Below are 20,844 nucleotides of genomic sequence, written 5' to 3'. Positions count from 1 at the left end.
ACAGTATCATTCCGGCAAAAAATGTTTTGATAATTCCCATGTTTAAGCATCAGGCCGGACACAGCGCCACTATCAGCATTAACGGCAATCTGACTTACGATGCAATGTTCTATCATCACAGTATCTGAACCAACATCCTTTAATATACCTGCTACCTGTGCATTTGCAAGTGGTGCCTCTCCAATTGCCGGAGCTGCCATTGGAAGTGCTTATGACTATAGATTGGGGGATGGATATGTAGGACTCAACTTCGGAGATTACAAAACTGGTAAATCATTGTTTAACTTTGGATTGGAAACGACTGCCTTTGGTCTAACCGGCTATGGCATGGGTAAAGGATTAAATAATCTTCAGTTTACAGGAAGAGCTTCTTTGAGAGATATGGTAAATATGGGACTGAAGAAAGGGGGGATTACAACTTTTACAAATGTAGGAGTTGGAACGGCCACTTTTATAGTCAATATGGAATTAAATAATATTGTCAATAATACGGAGAACGCAACAGCTACTCCTGATCCGGCACATTAATTTATAAACGACCGGTAAATAAATTATTTACCGGTTTTCAAACATTTACATTGAAATCAGTTCGGGAAAAAAGAGAGTTTAACAACCGGCTAAGAGATATTATTATTTTAATAATAGTCCTTGGCAGTGTGCTGGCATTTATACTAAATTCTGAGCATATGTCTGTAAAAAATGAAAAGTTAAGAGCAAATCATGATACCGCTACAGGGTTTATCAAAGGATTTGAACATGCAAGCAGGAGCCGGGGAGGGTATATTGTTTTTAGTTTTTCAGTCAATGGGAAGGACTATGAAAATGATAAATTTTATGATACGATGCATGAGTCTATGGTCGAAAGTTTGAAAAATGTACCACTCACCGTGGTTTACCAGGTAGGAGATACCAGTAATAGTCAAATTTTGATAAGACAACGGGAGTACATGAAATTCGGGGTAACAATTCCGGATACCATCATTAAATTAAACTATTTTTAGTTCATCATGAAAAGATATCAACACACATTGCTGCTGCTTATATTATGTGTTATATGTAGTATAAAAACCGCTGCACAAACTACTCCTAACCCTGAACAGAAGCAGATTGCGAATCAATTTCTTGCCCTGCTTGAAAGACATAAAATTGAGGAAGCCGCTCTTTTGCTTACTAAACCTGATAAGAAGCAGATGGATGCCATTAACAAAGCAGTAAAAGAAATGGATAGCATTCCTATGGGAACAAAGCTATTAATCATGCAGGTAAATCCGGAGAAAGGGGTTATCTATCGGTCATCCTATATAATGGTGAATGAAAATTATAAATCCTATTACCAGGCAGATGTGATGTTTGAGAAATCGATTGACAGGAAAATAGCGAAAGTGAAATTTTTTAACAGGAAGTACCTGGAGGAAGATGAGAAGAAGAGAATGGCGCGGGTTGGTGAAACACCACCTGAGGCCCCTGCTGTGAAAGTGAAGCATTAAAATAGAATATTTCATCATCAGATTTTATACTAGTGCCCGTCATCTATTCACTGCATAAAATCATCACTCAAAGGAATCTTTTCTTTCCATTAAAATCATTTTTACGAGTTAAAAACCAATTACACCAAATGCTCACTCAAAAGCCACGAAAAAAGAATTGATATCAATAACTCCGATTAATTCGACGTAATAAATTAAGGGGCAATCATTTGCGTGGCATACAGTGAATCACGAATATAATTCACAAAACGATTCACTTTTTTAACTCACGAATATCCATACAGATTCACCTAAACCACACCCCAAAAACACAAAAGGCACGTAAAACCTCCGTTCTACGTGCCTCCTGATATCCTTTGATATTAAATATGTCGGGGCGGCAAGATTCGAACTTGCGACCTCCTGCTCCCAAAGCAGGCGCGATAACCGGACTACGCTACGCCCCGTTTCCACTCACTATTTTTCGTAGTTGGGAGTGCAAAAATAATAACCTTTTTTCAAGTTGCTAAACTTTTTTTCAAAAAAATGTACCTGACCACCTAAAATGGTCATTTAAGACAACACATATCCCGGGTTTTATCCTCCTATAACCCTCTCCTTGTATTTATCCTGATTTTGATCAGCTTCGGGGATTAGCGCCCCAAAACAGCTGCCCTCCCCAAATATCACATCCATATTGGCTTTATCACAGTACCTATCAGACATTAAGCATGCAGGGATTTTACAACTCTATTATTTTCCAGCGCAATTACCGCTATCCCTATAAATTAGACTCCCCTGAACTGGTTTTTTGAAAATACAATTAACGTATCCCCCCGAACATGTCTCTGAAGAGAACATACGTACCGACGGCCATTGGTAAGACCGAACCTCTGTAACGACTACTTCTCAAACAGAAATAACCTTTATTCAGGAACAAGACGAGACTTGATCGTTTGATAAATCCCTCAAAAGTAAATGTTTCTACGAGTACCACGACCACAAGTTCTACGGATCCTTAATAGGTAGGAAATGCGGGTCCGATGTGGGGAGTGTAAAATATTTTGTGTAAACTCCTTCCCCATTGTTTGAAACCCTGCCGGGATGGGGAAGGGGGAATGGCGCGGCAGCAGCGCCTTCCCCGGTTTTTGGGTCTATTGAGATAATTCACTACCATAGGCCATTAACACAGGAAATTTTACAGTCTCTCCGATGGTTTTATGTCTGAGATCGAAGACAGGTAAGAAGATAAGTGTTATATTCTATTCCTCTACCAGAGAATTACCGATAGATTTTAGTACCATTCGGGTTCGTTTCGATCATCCTCCGTTTGGGCTGGCCCAGTATCACCGTAATAGACAAAATAAATGTTTGAGGTCATCGGACGACATATCTCTCAGTTCTAAAAAGTCAATCATCCGTCCTCTTTTTATGCCTGGCTGTAAATTCTGTTTTTGCTCCGGAATCCACTCGAATAATTGACAAATAGTTCACTACAAATTTTCTAATTGATTAAGCCAGTTATTAAATCTGGGGCATCTATTTCTTATTATCGTCAACCCTGCGAGTTTGGCTAGTTCATATCCATCATTTACTTTGTCATAGCCTCTGATAATCTTCTTTAAGCGTTTAGACGGAGCTGTTAATACGCCATCATTAACAGATTCAGGATCAAGTGCACATAGAGTAGCCAAATCTATAGAATTGTATTCTCTTGGCTCATAGTAACTATTAAACGCGTTAATATCAGATAGAACTAAAGCTTCAAATTCATGTAATTGAATATATGGTATAAATTGTGTGGCGATTGACTGCGTAAAACTATTTTTCATACCTGCTTCAAGAATAGCCATAGTATCAGATTTATTCGCTTCATAATGAGCTAATACCCAATCTGGATAATTATGGTCACCTTGAGGTAAGCCATAGTAATCGATAAAAGTTGTTATAAAAGCATTGTTATCACTGATATAATGATTCTCAATCTGCAACTTGAGAATTCGCCAGGGTACAATACCTCCTCCTGTATGAATAATTAATGGATTTTCAACTTCAATATTCTTATAAAACAAATAAGGTTTCAAAATATATTCACAAAACATCTGCTCTGTTTGCCCCTCGCAGATAATGATAAGTTTCTTCATTTCTGAAATGGTTGTGCAGAGTTTATAATATTTTTTTCCCAAAGATCACCTAAGCTATACTCTTCAAGCCATGTTGCTAACTTATCATTATCCAATCTTCGAATAATTGTATCGCTCCGGTCTTTACTTCTATCAACTACCAATATATCCTCTGGCTTGAAAAAATCGATAAGACTTGCAGATTGTGTTGCTGCTAAAATCTGTATTTGGCTTGATGCTGCCTGAATCATACTCGCAAGTTTTCCTATTGCGAATGGATGTAATCCCAATTCAGGTTCATCTATAATAATTACGGCAGGTGGATCAGGTTGCATTAGTAATGTTGACAATGCAATAAAGCGCAAAGTTCCATCTGATAATTGATATGCAGAGAAACTTGATTCAGAATCGCCATTATCTGCCCATCGCAAAGAAATTTCAGATCGCCCCTCCGATAACTCCCGAGGTTCTAAAATCAAACGATCAATATAAGGAGCGACAGATTGAATTGCCTTTTCTATTCTTAGGAAAATTTTAGGATGATTTTTCTGAAGTGCAAATAGGTATGCAGGTAGGTTTCCTCCATCACTTCTAAGTGCTTTATTGTCATCTATGTCACATTCTCTACGAAGTGCAGATGTAGATGAAGTATCATGAAAATGAAAAGTCTTCAACGTTCTAATATAATCACGTAAATATTTATCGCGGAAACTTGAAGAAATTGCGACTTTACTTTCTTCTAAATTTGATTCATGAAAGTAATTATTAGAATCATCTTCGTAACCAACATTATAGCCAGAACCCTCTGTACGAATAAATAAACCACCTTGTCTATCCTGACCTAACTCAAAAAAATATGCATTATTATTACCATCTTTATTCTTAAAAATAGTTTTAGCATACATCTTAGTCGTATGCTTGCGACCAAAATGGAGAATATTATCGGTCTTTTCTTCCAAAACAAATTTTTGGAGCTTCTGACTAAAAATTGCACGGAATAATTGAAAAAATGATAACAGATTACTTTTCCCACTTCCATTACTGCCAATAAGGATATTTATTGGTGCTAGTTTTATTTCAAGATTTCTAAAAGACTTGAATCCCTCAATCTTTATATAATCTATCATTTATTTATATTTTTAACTTTTAACACTTAATTGTTTAGTTAATATTAAACTACAATAGGGCTCAAGAACTCATTTCATGAATGATATCCTTATTTTATTTTTCTATTTATAAGAAACAATGATTCTTACAAGATATTGAAGATGGAGATTATACACCTCGCCTAAATTAGGCGTTTAGACAAACGCAATTGCAAAGTACAAACAAACCAAATATACCAAAAACAAAAAGGAGATCAGTTTCCTGATCTCCTTTTTCCGGTATTTTGTCGGGGCGGCAAGATTCGAACTTGCGACCTCCTGCTCCCAAAGCAGGCGCGATAACCGGACTACGCTACGCCCCGTGATCCCTTTTTTCCCTTTCCTCACTACCATTCTTCGTCGTTGGGGATGCAAAGATAGGATTTGTTCAATTCATTCCAAATATTTTTTAAAAAATCTTGTGAAAAACTTTCCGCCACCTATTTTTCACCCCCATTTTTCCCGGGTTTTCTATACTGTTTGTTCGAATCTTCTATACTCATTCTATACTCGTTGTATACTCGTTGTATACTCGTTCTATACTCTTTCTATACTCGTTCTTCGCTGCTAGTTCGCTGCTTCTTCGATTAAAACCTTTCCCCAATTTTTTATATTTTTACCCCAATCCTGTGAAAAAATGAATGCCAAACTATTCCTCCGCCACCTATTCCTATTCACCTGTCTCCTGACAGCCACCTTCACCTTTGGTCAAAAACCGGAAGCCATCCGCCTTACCCAAAGAGAAATCCGCTTCGACAATAACTGGCTCTTCCAAAAGGACTCCCTAAAAAAGACCGTCCAGCTGCCTCACGACTGGAGCATCGAAGACCTCCCTAATCAAAACGACTCCACCATCATAGGGCCTTTCTACAAATACAGCCTCAATAAGGAACAAGGCGCCTACACCGTAGGCGGCACCGCCTGGTACAGGAAATCTTTTACCCTTCCAGAACTAAATGACCACCTGCTCCACATCCGCTTCGACGGCGTTTACATGAACAGCGACGTATGGATCAATGGCCACCTCCTCGGCAATCACCATTATGGCTATACTCCCTTTACCTACGACCTGACTCCCTACCTCTCCCCAGCAGGAAAAGTCAATACCATCGAGGTAAAAGTTAAAAACGAAGGACTCAACTCCCGCTGGTACACAGGCTCAGGCATCTACCGCCATGTATACCTGGTCAATTTGCCAGCGCAACACCTGGACGTGGAAAACATCGCTATCACCACAAAACAAGATGCGATCGAGGACATAAAAAACACAATTCAAGATTCCAATTCCTCTATCCAGACTGCAAAAACCACGGTTCAAAATACCACTACTTCTTCCTACTCCACAAAGACTACAGGTCAAGACGCCAACCTTATTTTCCCCACCACCGATCCTACCTTCCAAGCCAGCATCCACGTCAATACCACCCTCCCCGAAGGTACCCTCCTTCACCTCCGCCTCCTCGACACCACCAACACCGTCGTAGCGGAGTCAAATACAAACACCATCACCATCAACAATCCACAACTTTGGTCACCAAACCGCCCTTATCGCTATAAAACCGAAATAACCCTCCAAAAAGACAATATTACCCTCGATAAAGTAATTATTCCAACCGGCATAAGAGAAGTCAAAATTGACCCTAAAATTGGCCTTTTAATCAATGGTACCCGCACCCTCCTCAGAGGTGCCAACATCCACCACGACAATGGCCTCCTCGGTGCCGCCGCCTTTGATCGTGCCGAAGAAAGGAAAATCGTGCTGTTGAAAGAAAATGGTTTCAACGCCATCCGTACCAGCCATAATCCGCCCTCTCCCAAATTCCTGGAAGTTTGTGACAGCCTCGGTATGCTCGTCATCGACGAAGCCTTCGATACCTGGGAAGATGAAAAAACACCTTCCGACTACTCCCGTTACTTCCGCGATTATCATACTAAGGACCTCGAATCCATGATTCGTCGCGACCGAAACCACCCCTCCATCATTATGTGGAGCATTGGTAATGAAATCCCTGAAAGAGCAGAGTTCAGAGGCATCCTTCTTACCAAAGAGCTCAGCGCTACCATCAAATCACTCGATACTACCCGTCTCATTACCGCCGCTTTCAACAATTTTGGCCGTGGGTCCCTCAAATGGGAAGACGCAGATGCGCCCCTCGCTCTCCTGGATGTGGCTGGATACAACTACCTGTGGGGCAATTATTACCTCGATAAAAAGAGAGTACCCAACCGTATCATGGTGGGCACTGAAAGCACCATTCAGGATTTACAAAATGCCTGGAATCATGTAGAAGGGTTAAACTGGATCATCGGTGACTTTGCCTGGGCTGGCATGGATTACCTTGGAGAAGCCGGTATCGGACACACCATTCACAGTGATAAGGACAGCGCACGCCTCACCTGGCCATGGTTCAATGCATGGTGCGGCGACCTCGATATTACAGGCGAGAAAAAACCACAATCTTATTACAGAGATGTAGTATGGAGAAGGAGCCCCATCGAAATACTTGTACACTCACCAGATACAACCAATGAAAAAACCAGTTTCTGGGGATGGCCGGATGAACTCCCTCGCTGGTCATATCCTAAACACCTGAGAAAACCTTTGAAGGTGAGAGTCTTTACCCGTGCCAAATATGTAAAATTTGAGCAAAACGGAGAGGTGCTGGCGACTAAAGAAACGGCTACTGACCTGACAGCTACTTTCGATGTACTGGTGAAACCAGGAACCATCGTAGCCAATGCACTGGATAGAAATAAAAAACCGATAGGAGTGAGATACCTCGTATCGACCTCCGAACCTGCGGCCATTGCTTTACATGCTGATACAACTACCATTCAGGCAGACGCTGAATCTCTTTCCTATGTCAATGTAGCAGTAATGGATGCTGAAGGGAATGTAGTGCCTTATGCCGACCTGAAATTAAATATCAGGATCTCAGGCCCGGCTGTGCTTGCAGGAGCGGGGAGTGGATGTCCAAATAGAATGGCCAGTTTCCAGCAGCCAACACTTACCACCTTTAGGGGGAAAGGATTGATTATCCTGCGGAATACCGGCCATGCTGGAAAGATTAAAGTAGAAGTAACCGGTGATAAGCTGAAAACAGGATATATCACCATTAGAGTAAAATAAAGTAGAGTTGAAATTGAAAGCAACCGAGAATGCATTACTTAAAGCTTACCAGATAATCGATCAGGCAATTAGAAATTGATACCATAACCTAAATCTTATCAACTAAGCAATAAGCCAATTAGTAATTGATCCCATAACATAACCTAAATCTTATCAACTAAGCAATAAGGCAATTAGTAATTGATCTAATGCATAGCGCATAGAATTGAATGCCTACCCCCTAATGTATCACTATCGCATCATCCCCCTCATGCATCACAATCGGATGCTTAATTTGCCTGCGCCCTATCACCAACACCACCACAGACATCACCGCCGTACCTGCCATTATCATCACCATCGGCAACGCTGTATGACTATCAAACAAACTCACCCCCACTGATGCCAACGCACCTATTCCCATCTGCGTAGCTCCCATCAACGCCGCTGCACTTCCCGCATGCTTCTTAAAAGGCGCTATAGACAATGCCGACGTATTAGGATTTGCAAAACCCACACAACTCAAAAATATAAATAACAACCCTATCACCTGCGGTAACTGATACCACCCCTGATATTCTCCCACCAAAAATAATATCCCCGTCAATGCCTGCGCAATCACCGCCACCTTTACCACCTGATCACTTCTATAACGACGCAACACCCAACTGTTCACCTGACTAGACCCAATCAATCCTACCGATAACCCCGCAAAGATCCAGCCATACACCGTCTTATCCAGATGAAAGATCTCCATGAACACCACCGGCGAACCCGATACATAGGCGAACAATCCCGCAAATGCAAATGAACCCGACAAGGTATAAGTATAAAACTGCGGCTCCTTTATCACCGCCAGGAAATTACTAATTATCGGCCCCGGCTTTAAAGACATATTCACATCCGGCTCATAACTCTCCGGCAATAAAAATATACTCGCCAGTAATATCAACAGCCCCAATCCACCTAATATTATAAACACCGCATGCCACCCCAAAGCCAACGTAACATAACCACCTACTGTAGGCGCAATCATAGGAGAAGCTCCTACCACCAGCATCAACAATGCAAATACCCTCGCATTCTGCTCCACCGGAAACAAATCCCTCACCATCGCAATAGCAGCTACCGCCGCCGCACAACTACCAATAGCCTGGAAGAAACGTAATATCACCAACCCCTGCAAGCTATGCACCAATGTACAACCCGCAGATGCTAAGATGTAAAGACAAAGCCCAAAGTAAAGCGGTTTCTTCCGACCAAAACGGTCTAACAGTGGTCCGTATAATAACTGTCCGGCAGAGATACCGATAAAATAACTGGATAAGGAAAGGCCGACTTCTGCTGTAGTCACCCCCAGGTCTTTTGCAATGGAGTCAAAGCCTGGAAGATACATGTCAATAGAGAATGGTCCTAATGCTGTCAGTGATCCTAAAATAAAAATAAGAAGGGATTTCCCGCGCGACGAGGATTCCGATGTTTGCATAGCTCGTGATTAAATCACGAAATTAACCTGCTTTCAGCGAAAAAAAGCTTTTACCATGATGGCAAAAGCTTTTTTCGGTAAAAAAAGGGGAAATATCTATAGAGGCTAAACGCGCGTTTACTTAAAAAACCCGCCCGCCGTCGTCATCTTCTCCACCCATATCCCACACCCCTTCGGCAACACAAACTCACTCACCCCCACTCTATTCACCCTCGGATTCCAATCATATGTATACCCCATCCTCGTCCATGGATAATGCGCGCCACCTGGCGCCAGCGGCTGAAAATAAGATGAAATAATATACCCGTTAAACCACGCCTTATACTCCTCCGACACTCCCGCTGACAATACCGGACCCGCATGCGTCGTCGTCACATCCGGATTACCCGCTGGTCTATACAACTTACCCGCCGGTACCCATACCTGTGCGATATACTTATTACCATTCACTGGCGGTAACCCCAGCATCTGGCTCAAACGCAACAATGTATCAGAAGTTGGTGAAAAAGTACTTCCCAACCTGTACTTCATCTGGTTGGGAATGAAAAGCCACATCTCTCCCCAACTATTATTGATCGAATCTCCGGGAGGAAAGCTATTAGGATACTTCATAAAAGTACCCATCAACACATACTGTTGTCCGTTAATCGTCTTCCATTGTAGTACAGGATTCCCTGCAGTGATCGTCTGCAGCGTGTCGATTGTTTTGGTGGTGTCTGCGATCATCGCCTGGTTAATGGACCTGTTATAAACTTTGTCCAACGGCTCGTTGCTACCATACCCATCCCGGGTGGTTTTACAGGCTACCGCCAATAGGGCGATCAGCATCAAATTGCGTAAGGTTTTCATGTCGGGGTGTAATTTAGTCAAAGTTAACATCCTCAAAAGGGATATTGTTCACCCCGCCACATGTATATGTAGGTTAATTAGTTACATAACCCCTCCACTTTAAAAAACCTTATATCATAGGAAAATTTGTTGTATCCAAAACATCAACAGGTGCATTCCGGTTTAGCCTCAAAGCCGGCAATGAGAGAGATCATCCTAAATACTTCAATATCGCAATCATATCCTCATCTCCCAATCCTTCCTTCACCGCACCCTCCAGCGCCTCATTCAATGTCACCCCTGCCGGCGTATCCATTCCCTGCTCTCTCGCCAACCTGATATCCTTTGCCAACAACTTCAATGCAAACGCTGGTGCAAAATTCCCATTAATAATCCCCGGTGTCTTTATCTTCGTAATCCCACTCCCTACACCACCTTCATTTATTAATGGTAACAACTTATCTGGTCCTATACCATGCTTTTGAGCAAATATCACCGCCTCTGCCAATCCCTGCACTGTAATACCCAGAAACGCATTGATAGCCAGTTTCGCATAGTTCCCCGCACCATTATCCCCCAACAACGTAGCCGACTTACCCAAACTATCAAACACCGGTTTCGCCCTTTCAAAATCCGCCTCATTCCCTCCTACCAATATTATCAACTGACGATCTTCCGCAGGTTTTACACTCCCCGATACAGGCGCATCCAGGTAAGCAATCCCCTTCTCTCTGACACGAGCCGCCATTGCCTTCGTCGTATCCGGAGATACTGTACTCATATCAATCGCCAGTAACCCATCAGGTAACGGTGCCGCCAGCAACTGATCCCAGATCTCCTTCAACGCTGCATCATCCGACACCATCGTAATAACACAATCTACATCCTTCACAAGTTCCGCCAGTGTAGCAGCTACCTTCACACCTGTTTCCTTTGCAAATTCATTTGCCTTAGCTACCGTGCGGTTATACACCTTCACATCAAATCCTGCCTTTACCAGGTTCTTCACCATAGGTTTACCCATGTTACCAAGTCCTGCCCATCCTATTTTCATAATTCCAGTTTAATAAAAATGCCGCAAAAATTTGCGGCATTAAGTTACTGAGCAATTTTTAAAGCGGAGATATTTTCTTCAGGAAGTTGGAATACATTTCCTTTCAACTGTTGGCATAAACTATCTAATTCAGCTACTACTGCATCTTTTGTTTTGTTATAACACGCCAGATCCATGTCTTTGGTTTTTTCCAGTAGAAAGTAATATTGCTTTACATTCCTGAATGCCTGTAATAAGATCATGGAGACGTGAGGGTCCCTGCCCTGTCGAAGATTAGAGATTTGCTTCGCGGTAAGTAATGATGCCGCATCCATCAACATCATACGCAGTTCGAAACAACTGTTCGCATCATTGTAATGTTCTGCCGCTATCCGTTCATTTATCTGCTGAATCTCTATCATAGTACATATGTATAAAAAATAGCATTAGTTCAATTTTCAAACCAAGCATAATTTAAATACAAAATTAACACCATATAAACACATGCAATAAAATAAAGATAATATTACACAACTCAATGGAGGAGATTTTCCACAATTTGAGGGCATTAAAAAAACGCTTTTGCCCCTAAAAGACAAAAGCGTTTAACATAATTAATTTCACTTATTTCAAATAAGAACGCAGGAACCATGCCCACTCCTCATGCTCCTTCAACACACCTGTCAGGAAATCGGCAGTACCCGTATCCTTATACTCATCCTCCACCTTCTCTATATGCGCACGCACGCCACGAATAAGCGTCTCATGGTCATCCAGCAAATTCCTGATCTGGGTATTCTGATCATTCGTATAATCCCCTTCCTGCAGGTTAGCCAGTTTCAGATAATCTGCCAGACGGCCTTCGGCATAATGTCCAATCTTACGTACACGCTCCGCTACCTCATCAATCGTTTCCGCCAGTTCAGTGTACAGTCTCTCATACAACTTATGCAACTCCATAAAACTAGGGCTCTCGATGTTCCAATGATAATTGCGGGTCTTCGCAAATAACACCTGTTCATCTGCCAGTAATTGATTTAAGATAAGGGCAACAGCTTGCGTGTTCTTTTCGCTGATTCCAATATTAGCTTTCATATCAAAATTGTTTATATTTTACTTAATCCTTAATTTCTGTAGCATTTCTGTTGTCAAAGTATCTGCCGATGGGCCATAACCCGATACAAGTATACCTTTCAGGCCATTTTTACACTCAATAGCATATACCGCTGCCTCGTCCGACGGATCCGAATTACCCTCATACCTGTACACATCCACGATACTGAAATCATCCACATGAATCTTATCCTCTGACGATACGATGTAATTGTCTTCCATGTTAAAATCAACAGTAAAGCCTTTTTTCTTCAAAGCGGCAATAGCATTGATAACAGTATCGTAGTGCAATTGGTGTTCCATAAATTAAATATTTAACAAAGTGAGCATATTCACATTCTTCCGCAGGAACAGGGGAAACTTCAAACAGTATGCTATATTAAGCATTTTTGTCCAAACACGGAAGGCCGCTCCTTGACAGAAACGGCCAATTGCAATCAAGCTCCACTGTATGAATAAAGGAAGGAATGAACATTTTTCCATTGAAACAAAGCTAACTCCCTAAACTGCTACTGTCAATTGACAAAACATATTATCTGTTGTACTTTTCGTGGGTACAACCTAAATTCTAACCTTTAGTGACCACCCCGCCAATAAATCCACCTTTATTTTTCACCTCTCATTACAAAACTTATAATCAGATTTCACCACATGAAATCATTACCCGCATTTTTTCAGACAATGCACTGCGATTTATAAAGACTTATTTTATATAAAATCGCCCTTAGACCAGTTAAGAATCCGAAAGTTTAATCTTAACCGGTTACTTTTTTTTAACGTAAAAAAGACCTTTTAATTTACCTCAACAATTCCATCCTTTACCGACAAAACTCTCTTCCAATCACGATTGTAGATACATTTACAAAATCGACCAATACAAATATTTAATTAAACATCGTGCCATGGAAAGAAAAATCTTCTTGAAAAACACCCTCGCTGCTTTAGGTTTAGCAGCCGTTGCCCCACTGGCTGTATCGTCCTGCGGAAAAGACACAGATACGACTACCAGCACAGACGGTACTACCACTGACAGCACCACTACCAACACTGGAAGTACAACTACATCCTGCACTGTCACAGCTACTGAAACAGCAGGACCATATCCTACCAAAAGCCCATCTTCCTATGTAAGAAGTAACATTGTCGATAGTCAGGCCGGTGTGCCACTCACTGTGAAAATCACCATCGCCAATACAAAGAACAGTTGTGCTGCACTCTCCGGTGCACTGGTAGATATATGGCATTGCACCGCTGTGGGCTACTATTCTGAATATGTAGTAAACCCCGGTGGTGGATATTCCAGTGTTGACTATACCTCTTCTCACTTCCTGAGAGGACGTCAGACTACTGACTCCAGCGGATTAGTTACTTTCACCAGTATCTTCCCAGGCTGGTATTCAGGCAGAGCGCCACACATTCATGTGCATGTGTACAATAGCAGCGGTACTTCTCTGCTCATCACTCAGATCGCGTTCCCTGCTGATGTTTGTAACACGGTGTACACCACTGCTACTGACTACAAAGCACACGGTACGCAGGATACATCCAACACTGCCGACTCGATATTCAGTGACTCCCTTGCCAATGAACTCGCTACTGTAACTGGTAGTGTCTCGGCCGGCTATACACTGACACACACCATCTACGTCGCTGCATAAATTCATCGTATGAGCGTGTATCCAAAGATGCACGCTCTTTTTAATAAGGATACCTCCGCTTATAACTACAGTAACAATGAAGACCATCCGCCTCATATATCGCAAACTCATTGATGCATCGAATACCAAACCATGGGATCAAATGCTCTTCGAAGGCTCCTGGTATGAATACCTCCTGCAGGCACAAACATTCAATCCTGAAAAAAAGTACAACACCTTCGCTGAACTCATCGCTAATGTTCCTAATGCAGACAGGATCCATTTTCTCGTTACACCTGCCATCATCGGCTACCTCAAACAACTGAATGGCAGAGTACCTGATATCACTAACAACATTGGTAAAACATTTTTACCATTCAAAATTTTCAAGTTCGAAATCGTCAACTCTGACATCACAGATAAAAAGAAACACCAGGTAGCGGTGAACTTCATTTCTGAACCGCTCACCTGGCATAACACCATCAGCAATCAGCTGCTGGTCACTATTAACAACGAACCGGAGAATGGTGAAACACTCACAGAAATGTTCTCTATGCAACCATTCCTAAGTATTTATTCTATTCAATCATGATACCACAATCAAAAGGAAAAATGTACCTGTCTGATGAACGCGGCTACAACGAAATGCCTTGGTTCCGTACATACAATACATTCAACTTCGGCAGGTATTTCAATGAACACAAACAGCCGTTTGGTGCACTCTATGTACTGAATGAAGATGTATTAGCTGGTGGCAATGGTTTTCGTATGGAAATCGAAACAGCTTCTGACATTATCCTGCTACCTGTTGTAGGCGCCATCACCGTCTCTACTAATGACGGACATAATGGTTTGCTGGAAGCGGGGCAGGTACAGGTGCTACACCTCACACGGGGTACTACATTCGAAGTACGTAATCCATACGAAAATGACTTAGTGAAGTTCCTGCAATTATGGATCAAAACCCCAATAGCAACGTCAGCTACATTGACCACTTTTGACCTCAGCCATAAAGATCAGCTGCACACACTCATCAATAATGACACCTATTCCTTGTCTATCGGAAAATTCAATGGCAGGGCTGAAACCACCTACCCACTAAAAGATAAGGCCAAAGGGGTATTCGTATTTAATATAGAAGGGGCTTTTGAAGTGCAGTACAGACTGCTGCATAATGGCGATGGGCTTGCTTTGTGGGATGTAGATGCAATAGAAATGGAGGCGTTGTCGAGTGATGCCATCATCCTGCTACTGGAAGTGGCTATGTGAAAAAAAGCCCCGGGTAATCAGTCCGGGGCCGCATTTTCATCACTCTTCCAATTTACCGTCTTTATAAGGAGGTCTTGTTTACGCATACCTATTTCCTACCCTATAGTAGTAGAAGAATGTTCACTAAGATAAAATATTGTTTATCATTGACTGATGATGCGAATCAGCAAATGCTGTGATAGTAGTAAGGCACTAAAAAAACCGCTACAGCCACTTCACGCGATTCGAATATACGGTAGGTTTGATACGCTGTCATAGTATGACAAAGCTACTAATTTATTCGTTCCTGCTCTTCCTTTGCCCCGCCCTCCTTGTGGCTTTGTTTCGTCCCACCAAATGCCCTGAAATAGGTCAGTTTCATCACCGGAAAATAACTGGACTCCGCACTATACACCACTTTCGATTTTAAATCATGCGCCTCCTCTGTCAATTGACCAAAAGAAAATGGAATATGCATACTGGAAAATACATCCTCTACCGCAAACTGCAAAGTGCCTTTCCCCATCTCTTTTTTCACACCTACGTTCACTTCTCCAAAACTACCTACCTTCTTAGACCCATCATAAGAAGGACCCCAGTAAAAACCGGACAATTCACCAGACCACCCTTTTTGAAACTTAAATTGTTCACTGAAATTCACACTCCACGTAAAGTATCCTTTCTGCGCCGGCTTTCGCGTATAATCCAATTTAAATTGCCTGTAGGCGGCCAGCAGACTGTAATTCATACTCCACCAATCTGTCACCTTCACAGGTATACCTGCCTGAAACACCAGGTTATTCTGCCACAACATATTTTGTGAAGACACTATCAACACTGCACTATCCGGTGTTTCCGTCATCTGCCAGCGTACGATAGGATGATCATCTCTACTGGCTAAGATCGAAAATGAATAGCCTTTATAATTGTATCCTATTTTAAAAATATTCGTGATAGTAGGTATCAATGAAGGATTGCCTGATTCATAAGAATTAGGTCCTGTATAAGATTTATAAGAAGCCAGATCTGTATAAACTGGCCGGGTGATTCGCTTATTGTAAGTGATAAACAATTCATGTCCGCCCGGGAATGCTTTATTAAAAGCAATGGCAGGAAACAGTTTTCCCATCTTACGAACAGTTGTCAACCGCGTATCGGCATATTCATACCTGCTACCCACTGTCAATGCAGTCGTAGAATCCAGCTGCCATTTCAGGGACGCATAGCCCGCCCCGATTATTTCTCTCATCACCCCATCATTCGTTGCATCCTTACCAGTTACATATTCACCATCTACCAGGCTTTTAATACCCGATGCACTTTCCGTACGGTTATAACTACCTTTTACACCTGCTTCCAATTTCAATTTATCACTGAGCTGCGCTTTATAATCCAGTTTCACCACACCTACCTGTATCAATGTATGTGCATACCCTTCCTGTATCGGTGCAAACAAGGTATCGTTATTCCCAATCTCTTCTCCTTTCAGATTTACAAATGAATTCACCGCTTTGCTGGGGCGATCCATTGTATAGCGCAGGTAATCCAGGCTTACATTCAGGTGCTTTCCTTCCACATAGAAATCCGCAATCGTATTCTTCCATTTCATGTATTCATTGACATCTACATGATTGTATAAGATAGAATCAGGCAGTACATTAAACATGCCGGTATTGATATTATGCAGATGCGTTTGACTATATCCAAACAGCAAACTACCGCCCATATGTTTGGAATCAAAACCGACTCTGGCGGTATGACTGTTCTCCACAGGCTGCATCACACCTGTTACATCAGAATAGGTCAACCCTCCATATAAAGGTTCTACAGCTGTACCGATCGCATGCCAGTTCGCATTACTCCTGTTATGATTATAACTGTAGGAACCATACCACTTATTATATCCCAGTTGTACACTCGTACCTGCTTTCTCTCCCCAGCCATAGCCCGCAGTAGCGCTCACACTACCATTCAAACCGACATTGCTGTTCTTCTTTAAAACAATATTGATAATGCCGCCATCACCTTCTGCATCATAACCTGCACCCGGTGTAGTGAGCAGCTCGATCTTTTCCACATCGTCCGCCCGCATTCCTCTCAGCAAGGCTACTACCTGTGTAATGGGCATACGCAATAGCTTTCCATTCAGCATTACCATCACACTACTTTTTCCATTCATAGAAATACTATTGTTTCTATGATCGATGATAATACCCGGTGCACGTTCCAGCACCTCCAATGCCGCACTGCCTTTGGAGAGGATACTGCTTTCTACATTCACTACTATCCCCTGTTCCTGTTGCTGATAAAGTGGTTTCGTACCACGTATCACCACTTCCCCCAGTTGCCGGCGGTTAGTCTGCAATACCTGTACGCCTACATTTCGGGGTCCATCCAGGGATAAATTTACCCCCTCGTACCCAATCGCATTTATCCTGAGCACATATTGTCCCGCTGGCACTTGAGCGATCAGAAAACCTCCCTGTTCATCAGAGACGGCTCCTTTAAAAATACTGCTATCTGCAGCTTTCAGTATGATGACATTTGCAAAAGGAACCGGCGCCCCCTGCACATCCTGTAGTTTGCCACTGACCTGCGCCAGGGCAGGCGAGCAAATTGCGATGATATAGCAAATTAGAAAAAGGCGTTTCATAATGCTTGTTTTCAGCAAAAGAATCTAAATTCTTTTCCTCCGAAAAAAGCGTATGACCACCCGTTGTAAATAATTGATGAAATACCCCACACCCGTTCATGTACAACCAGGTGCATTTGATCATTTTCCCGTGTTATTTCATATAATTATACCCACTGCCACAGCATATTTTCGTAAATTAGGGATATGGAAAAGCATTGGTTATTTCGTTACAGGCTCTACCATCTGCCATTCTGGGTAATGTATCATTATGCATGGTGGGTAGTGTCTTATGGCGATCCGCTCAAAGCGGCCAATACCATCCTGTTCACCCCTCATGCCGTAGAGTTCGCATTTTACGTCGTTTTTCAGGCGGTGGCAGTATATTTCAATTTGTACTACCTCATTCCTCAATTTCTTCAGAAAGGGAAATACCAGGCTTACATGGGCTACCTGTTGCTCACACTGGCAACCGCCACCTTGTGTATAGTAGGAGGGTATTATCTCATTCCCACTCCCAGTGATCTTTGTTTCTTTGGATTTGTTGGCAAAGCCCTGCCCAGTACCATGGCAAGTATGACCCTGGCCATGAGTATCAAGCTGGCCAAACACTGGATGCAAACAAAAGAACGCCAGCAATTATTAGAAAAAGAAAAACTGGAAACAGAATTGCAGTTTCTGCGCAATCAATTTAATCCACATTTTTTATTCAATAGTATTAACTCTATCTTCTTCCTGATCCATAAAAATCCGGATGTAGCAAGTGCTTCACTGGCCAAATTCTCTGAATTATTGCGGCACCAATTGTATGAATGTAATGATCCACACATTCCACTCGATAAGGAAATAACTTTCCTGGAAAACTTTATAGAACTGGAAAAATTAAGACAGAATAAAAGCACCCGCATACAAGTGCATTTTACTGACAAACCTGTTGCGCATATTTCAATTGCACCATTTATACTGATGACATTTATTGAAAATGCATTTAAACATGTATCAGGTCAGGATGCAAACTGGATCAATATTCACCTGGAAATAGAGGCAGATCAACTACTTTTCAGGGTCAGCAATAGCACGACAGACAAGGCATCCAGTCAATACAGCGGTATAGGATTACAGAATGTAAGAAGAAGACTGGACCTGATATACCCTGGTCAATACCAATTAGATATCCAGGAAAAACCGGACAATTTCACCATCCAGCTACAAATCAACGCCGACGCCGGTAATGCAATGGAGATACTCCCACTTGCAATTTAAAATGCCGGTTAAAATAAGACACATTATTAAATCCACTCACGGCTACACATCGTACCCGGTGGAAATGCCTGCCGCAGGCACCCTCCCGAAAAAAATGGCTCCCGACATTAGTGGAAGCTGTTTTTTTCGCAATGAGATTATTATCTTGTTGCTCATATAAAACCAACACGATATGAGGGTATTGATTCTACTGTTATGTTTAAACTATTTTCAACTATCTGCGCAACAAAAAAACTTCCCCATCACCAGCTACGGCGCCAAAGGTGATGGCAAAACCAACAACACCACCGCCATCCAGGAAGCTATCGACAAAGCAGCTGCCGCTGGCGGCGGTACAGTAGTCGTACCAGCCGGTAAGTTCGTAACCGGTGTCATCGCCCTGAAATCTGGTGTCACCCTGCACCTGGCGCCCAACTCCTTCCTTCTCGCAACCACCAGCCGTAAGGATTATGGTCCAGCCAAAGCCTCTGCCCTGATCGTTGCCAACAACCAGCAAAATATCGGCATCACGGGGAAAGGGACCATCGATGGACAAGGAGAACTGCTCCTGAAAGACATTTTTGACATGCTAAAAAAAGGCACACTAAAAGATAAAGAATGGCAGCATTACAACGAATGGGGACAAATGCGACCTGAAGAAAACAACCGTCCAAAGCTGATTGCATTCACAAATTGTCAGCACGTAACGGTGAAAAATGTCACCATCCTGAATGGTCTCTGCTGGATACAGGACTATGTAAGCTGTACGGACATGATCTTCGACAGCATCAAAGTGATCAGCAATACCTTCCTGAATAACGACGGCATTGACCTGGTAGACTGCAAAAATGTAAAGCTTACCAACAGCAGCTTTGACGTAGCCGATGATGGCATTTGCCTGAAATCGCACGATACCGCAGGACTTTGTGAGAACATCTACATCGCCAATTGTAAGGTACGTTCCAGCGCCAGTGGGTTCAAAATGGGCACCGCCTCCTGGGGAGGATTCAAAAATATCACTGTAAAAAACATCTATGTATACAATACCTTCCGCTCTGCTATCGCTATTGAAACGGTAGATGGCGGAATTGTGGAAAACATTGATATCAGCAATATCACAGCAAAGAATACCGGTAATGCCATCTTCCTTCGCCTGGGCAAGCGCCAGGCACGTCGTGAACCCGGTACCCTCAGCAAAGTGCGAATTTCTAATGTAAAAGCGGAGATCCCAGCTACCAAACCTGATGCAGGGTATAATATGGAAGGGCCAAGAGAGCTTTTTGAACATAACACTTTCCCTGCCGGCATCTATGGCATACCCGGTCATCACATACAGGATGTGACTTTGGAAAATATAGATATCACCTACACCGAGAAATCCAGCATGGCGGTAGCGAATATCAATGTAGATTCATTACATCGTATTCCTGAAGCGATCAGCGATTATCCTGAATTCTCCATGTTCAGAGAATTGCCAGCATGGGGTTTTTATGTGAGACATGCGGATGGTATTACTTTCAAAAATGTAAAACTGAGCTATACTGGAGAGGAGTTCCGTACAGCTTGTATTTTTGATGATGTAAATGGATTGAAACTGGAAAAGGTGAAGATAAACAAAGCAGCTTCCAGACCGCTGATCATATTAAATAATGTAAAGGACCCGGTAGTAGACGATCCGAACCTGACTAAAGAATAATAAAAAGAACCAACATATTACCTGACGTCATCGGGTATCCGAATTTCCTGGGGCTGGCCAAAAAGCAAAGTGAAGGTCGTGACAAT

The 20,844-nt window shown here is 42.3% G+C and carries 18 protein-coding genes and 2 tRNA genes; 9 read left to right on the top strand and 11 right to left on the bottom strand.

The features are described 5' to 3' along the window. Positions 1-99 precede the first annotated feature (99 nt). From BW716_RS11045 to BW716_RS11035, 3 genes are all read left to right on the top strand, one after another. Positions 100-528, top strand: coding sequence for a hypothetical protein (locus BW716_RS11045; RefSeq protein WP_179091084.1), 429 nt, complete (start codon positions 100-102; stop codon positions 526-528). 158 nt (positions 529-686) lie between these two features. Continuing rightward, positions 687-1,001 carry a hypothetical protein gene (locus BW716_RS11040; RefSeq protein ID WP_083722598.1) on the top strand — a complete coding sequence of 105 codons (315 nt, stop codon included), beginning with the start codon at positions 687-689 and terminating at the stop codon, positions 999-1,001. Between the two features lie 6 nt (positions 1,002-1,007). Continuing rightward, a complete protein-coding gene (locus BW716_RS11035; protein WP_083722597.1) occupies positions 1,008-1,487 on the top strand; it encodes a hypothetical protein in 480 nt (159 codons plus the stop codon). Between the two features lie 371 nt (positions 1,488-1,858). On the opposite strand, the gene BW716_RS11030 is transcribed toward BW716_RS11035, so the two are convergent. From BW716_RS11030 to BW716_RS11015, 4 genes are all read right to left on the bottom strand, one after another. Continuing rightward, a tRNA-Pro gene (locus BW716_RS11030) sits at positions 1,859-1,933 on the bottom strand. A 1,026-nt stretch (positions 1,934-2,959) separates the two neighbouring features. Continuing rightward, complete coding sequence (locus tag BW716_RS11025) at positions 2,960-3,610, bottom strand: DUF4276 family protein (RefSeq protein ID WP_083722596.1); 651 nt, start codon at positions 3,608-3,610, stop codon at positions 2,960-2,962. After that, positions 3,607-4,716, bottom strand: a complete 1,110-nt coding sequence (locus tag BW716_RS11020) for an AAA family ATPase (RefSeq protein ID WP_083722595.1) — start codon at positions 4,714-4,716, stop codon at positions 3,607-3,609. Before BW716_RS11020 ends, BW716_RS11025 begins: the two co-directional genes overlap by 4 nt. Before the next feature lie 266 nt (positions 4,717-4,982). Continuing rightward, positions 4,983-5,057, bottom strand: a tRNA-Pro gene (locus BW716_RS11015). Between the two features lie 314 nt (positions 5,058-5,371). On the opposite strand from BW716_RS11015, the gene BW716_RS11010 reads away from it, so the two are divergent. Then, a complete protein-coding gene (locus BW716_RS11010) occupies positions 5,372-7,864 on the top strand; it encodes a glycoside hydrolase family 2 TIM barrel-domain containing protein (protein ID WP_083722594.1) in 2,493 nt (830 codons plus the stop codon). Between the two features lie 220 nt (positions 7,865-8,084). Here the strand turns inward: BW716_RS11010 and BW716_RS11005 are convergent, their stop codons facing one another. From BW716_RS11005 to BW716_RS10980, 6 genes are all read right to left on the bottom strand, one after another. After that, positions 8,085-9,329: a multidrug effflux MFS transporter gene (locus tag BW716_RS11005; protein ID WP_083722593.1), complete on the bottom strand. Its 1,245-nt coding sequence runs from the start codon at positions 9,327-9,329 to the stop codon at positions 8,085-8,087. A 117-nt stretch (positions 9,330-9,446) separates the two neighbouring features. Beyond that, positions 9,447-10,178 carry a hypothetical protein gene (locus BW716_RS11000; RefSeq protein ID WP_083722592.1) on the bottom strand — a complete coding sequence of 244 codons (732 nt, stop codon included), beginning with the start codon at positions 10,176-10,178 and terminating at the stop codon, positions 9,447-9,449. Positions 10,179-10,368: 190 nt separating this feature from the next. Then, positions 10,369-11,211: an NAD(P)-dependent oxidoreductase gene (locus tag BW716_RS10995; protein ID WP_083722591.1), complete on the bottom strand. Its 843-nt coding sequence runs from the start codon at positions 11,209-11,211 to the stop codon at positions 10,369-10,371. 44 nt (positions 11,212-11,255) lie between these two features. Next, entirely contained in the window at positions 11,256-11,612 is a 357-nt protein-coding gene (locus BW716_RS10990; protein ID WP_083722590.1) for a hypothetical protein, read from the bottom strand. A 202-nt stretch (positions 11,613-11,814) separates the two neighbouring features. Then, positions 11,815-12,285, bottom strand: a complete 471-nt coding sequence (locus BW716_RS10985; protein WP_083722589.1) for a Dps family protein — start codon at positions 12,283-12,285, stop codon at positions 11,815-11,817. A gap of 18 nt (positions 12,286-12,303) precedes the next feature. Then, on the bottom strand, positions 12,304-12,606 hold the full coding sequence (locus BW716_RS10980) for a hypothetical protein (RefSeq protein WP_083722588.1): 303 nt from the start codon (positions 12,604-12,606) through the stop codon (positions 12,304-12,306). A gap of 599 nt (positions 12,607-13,205) precedes the next feature. Here BW716_RS10980 and BW716_RS10975 point away from each other — a divergent pair. The 3 genes from BW716_RS10975 to BW716_RS10965 all read left to right on the top strand — a co-directional run bounded on the left by BW716_RS10975 (position 13,206) and on the right by BW716_RS10965 (position 15,209). Beyond that, positions 13,206-13,961, top strand: coding sequence for an intradiol ring-cleavage dioxygenase (locus tag BW716_RS10975; RefSeq protein WP_083722587.1), 756 nt, complete (start codon positions 13,206-13,208; stop codon positions 13,959-13,961). Between the two features lie 76 nt (positions 13,962-14,037). Next, positions 14,038-14,532, top strand: a complete 495-nt coding sequence (locus BW716_RS10970) for a hypothetical protein (protein WP_083722586.1) — start codon at positions 14,038-14,040, stop codon at positions 14,530-14,532. Then, on the top strand, positions 14,529-15,209 hold the full coding sequence (locus tag BW716_RS10965) for a pirin family protein (RefSeq protein ID WP_083722585.1): 681 nt from the start codon (positions 14,529-14,531) through the stop codon (positions 15,207-15,209). Before BW716_RS10970 ends, BW716_RS10965 begins: the two co-directional genes overlap by 4 nt. Positions 15,210-15,480: 271 nt before the next feature. Here the strand turns inward: BW716_RS10965 and BW716_RS10960 are convergent, their stop codons facing one another. Beyond that, the gene (locus BW716_RS10960) at positions 15,481-17,841 is read right to left on the bottom strand and encodes an outer membrane beta-barrel family protein (protein WP_083722584.1); all 2,361 of its coding nucleotides are present in this window, start codon (positions 17,839-17,841) and stop codon (positions 15,481-15,483) included. Positions 17,842-18,027: 186 nt separating this feature from the next. Between BW716_RS10960 and BW716_RS10955 the strand changes: the two genes are divergently transcribed. Further along, complete coding sequence (locus tag BW716_RS10955) at positions 18,028-19,083, top strand: sensor histidine kinase (RefSeq protein ID WP_083722583.1); 1,056 nt, start codon at positions 18,028-18,030, stop codon at positions 19,081-19,083. A 172-nt stretch (positions 19,084-19,255) separates the two neighbouring features. Continuing rightward, on the top strand, positions 19,256-20,758 hold the full coding sequence (locus BW716_RS10950) for a glycoside hydrolase family 28 protein (RefSeq protein WP_083722582.1): 1,503 nt from the start codon (positions 19,256-19,258) through the stop codon (positions 20,756-20,758). Positions 20,759-20,844 lie beyond the last annotated feature (86 nt).

Origin of the sequence: [Flexibacter] sp. ATCC 35208 (assembly GCF_001975825.1) — a bacterium.
GTDB lineage: Bacteria > Bacteroidota > Bacteroidia > Chitinophagales > Chitinophagaceae > Chitinophaga.
Note: the sequence above shows the minus strand (reverse complement) of the source record. Positions and strands in the feature narration are given on the sequence as shown.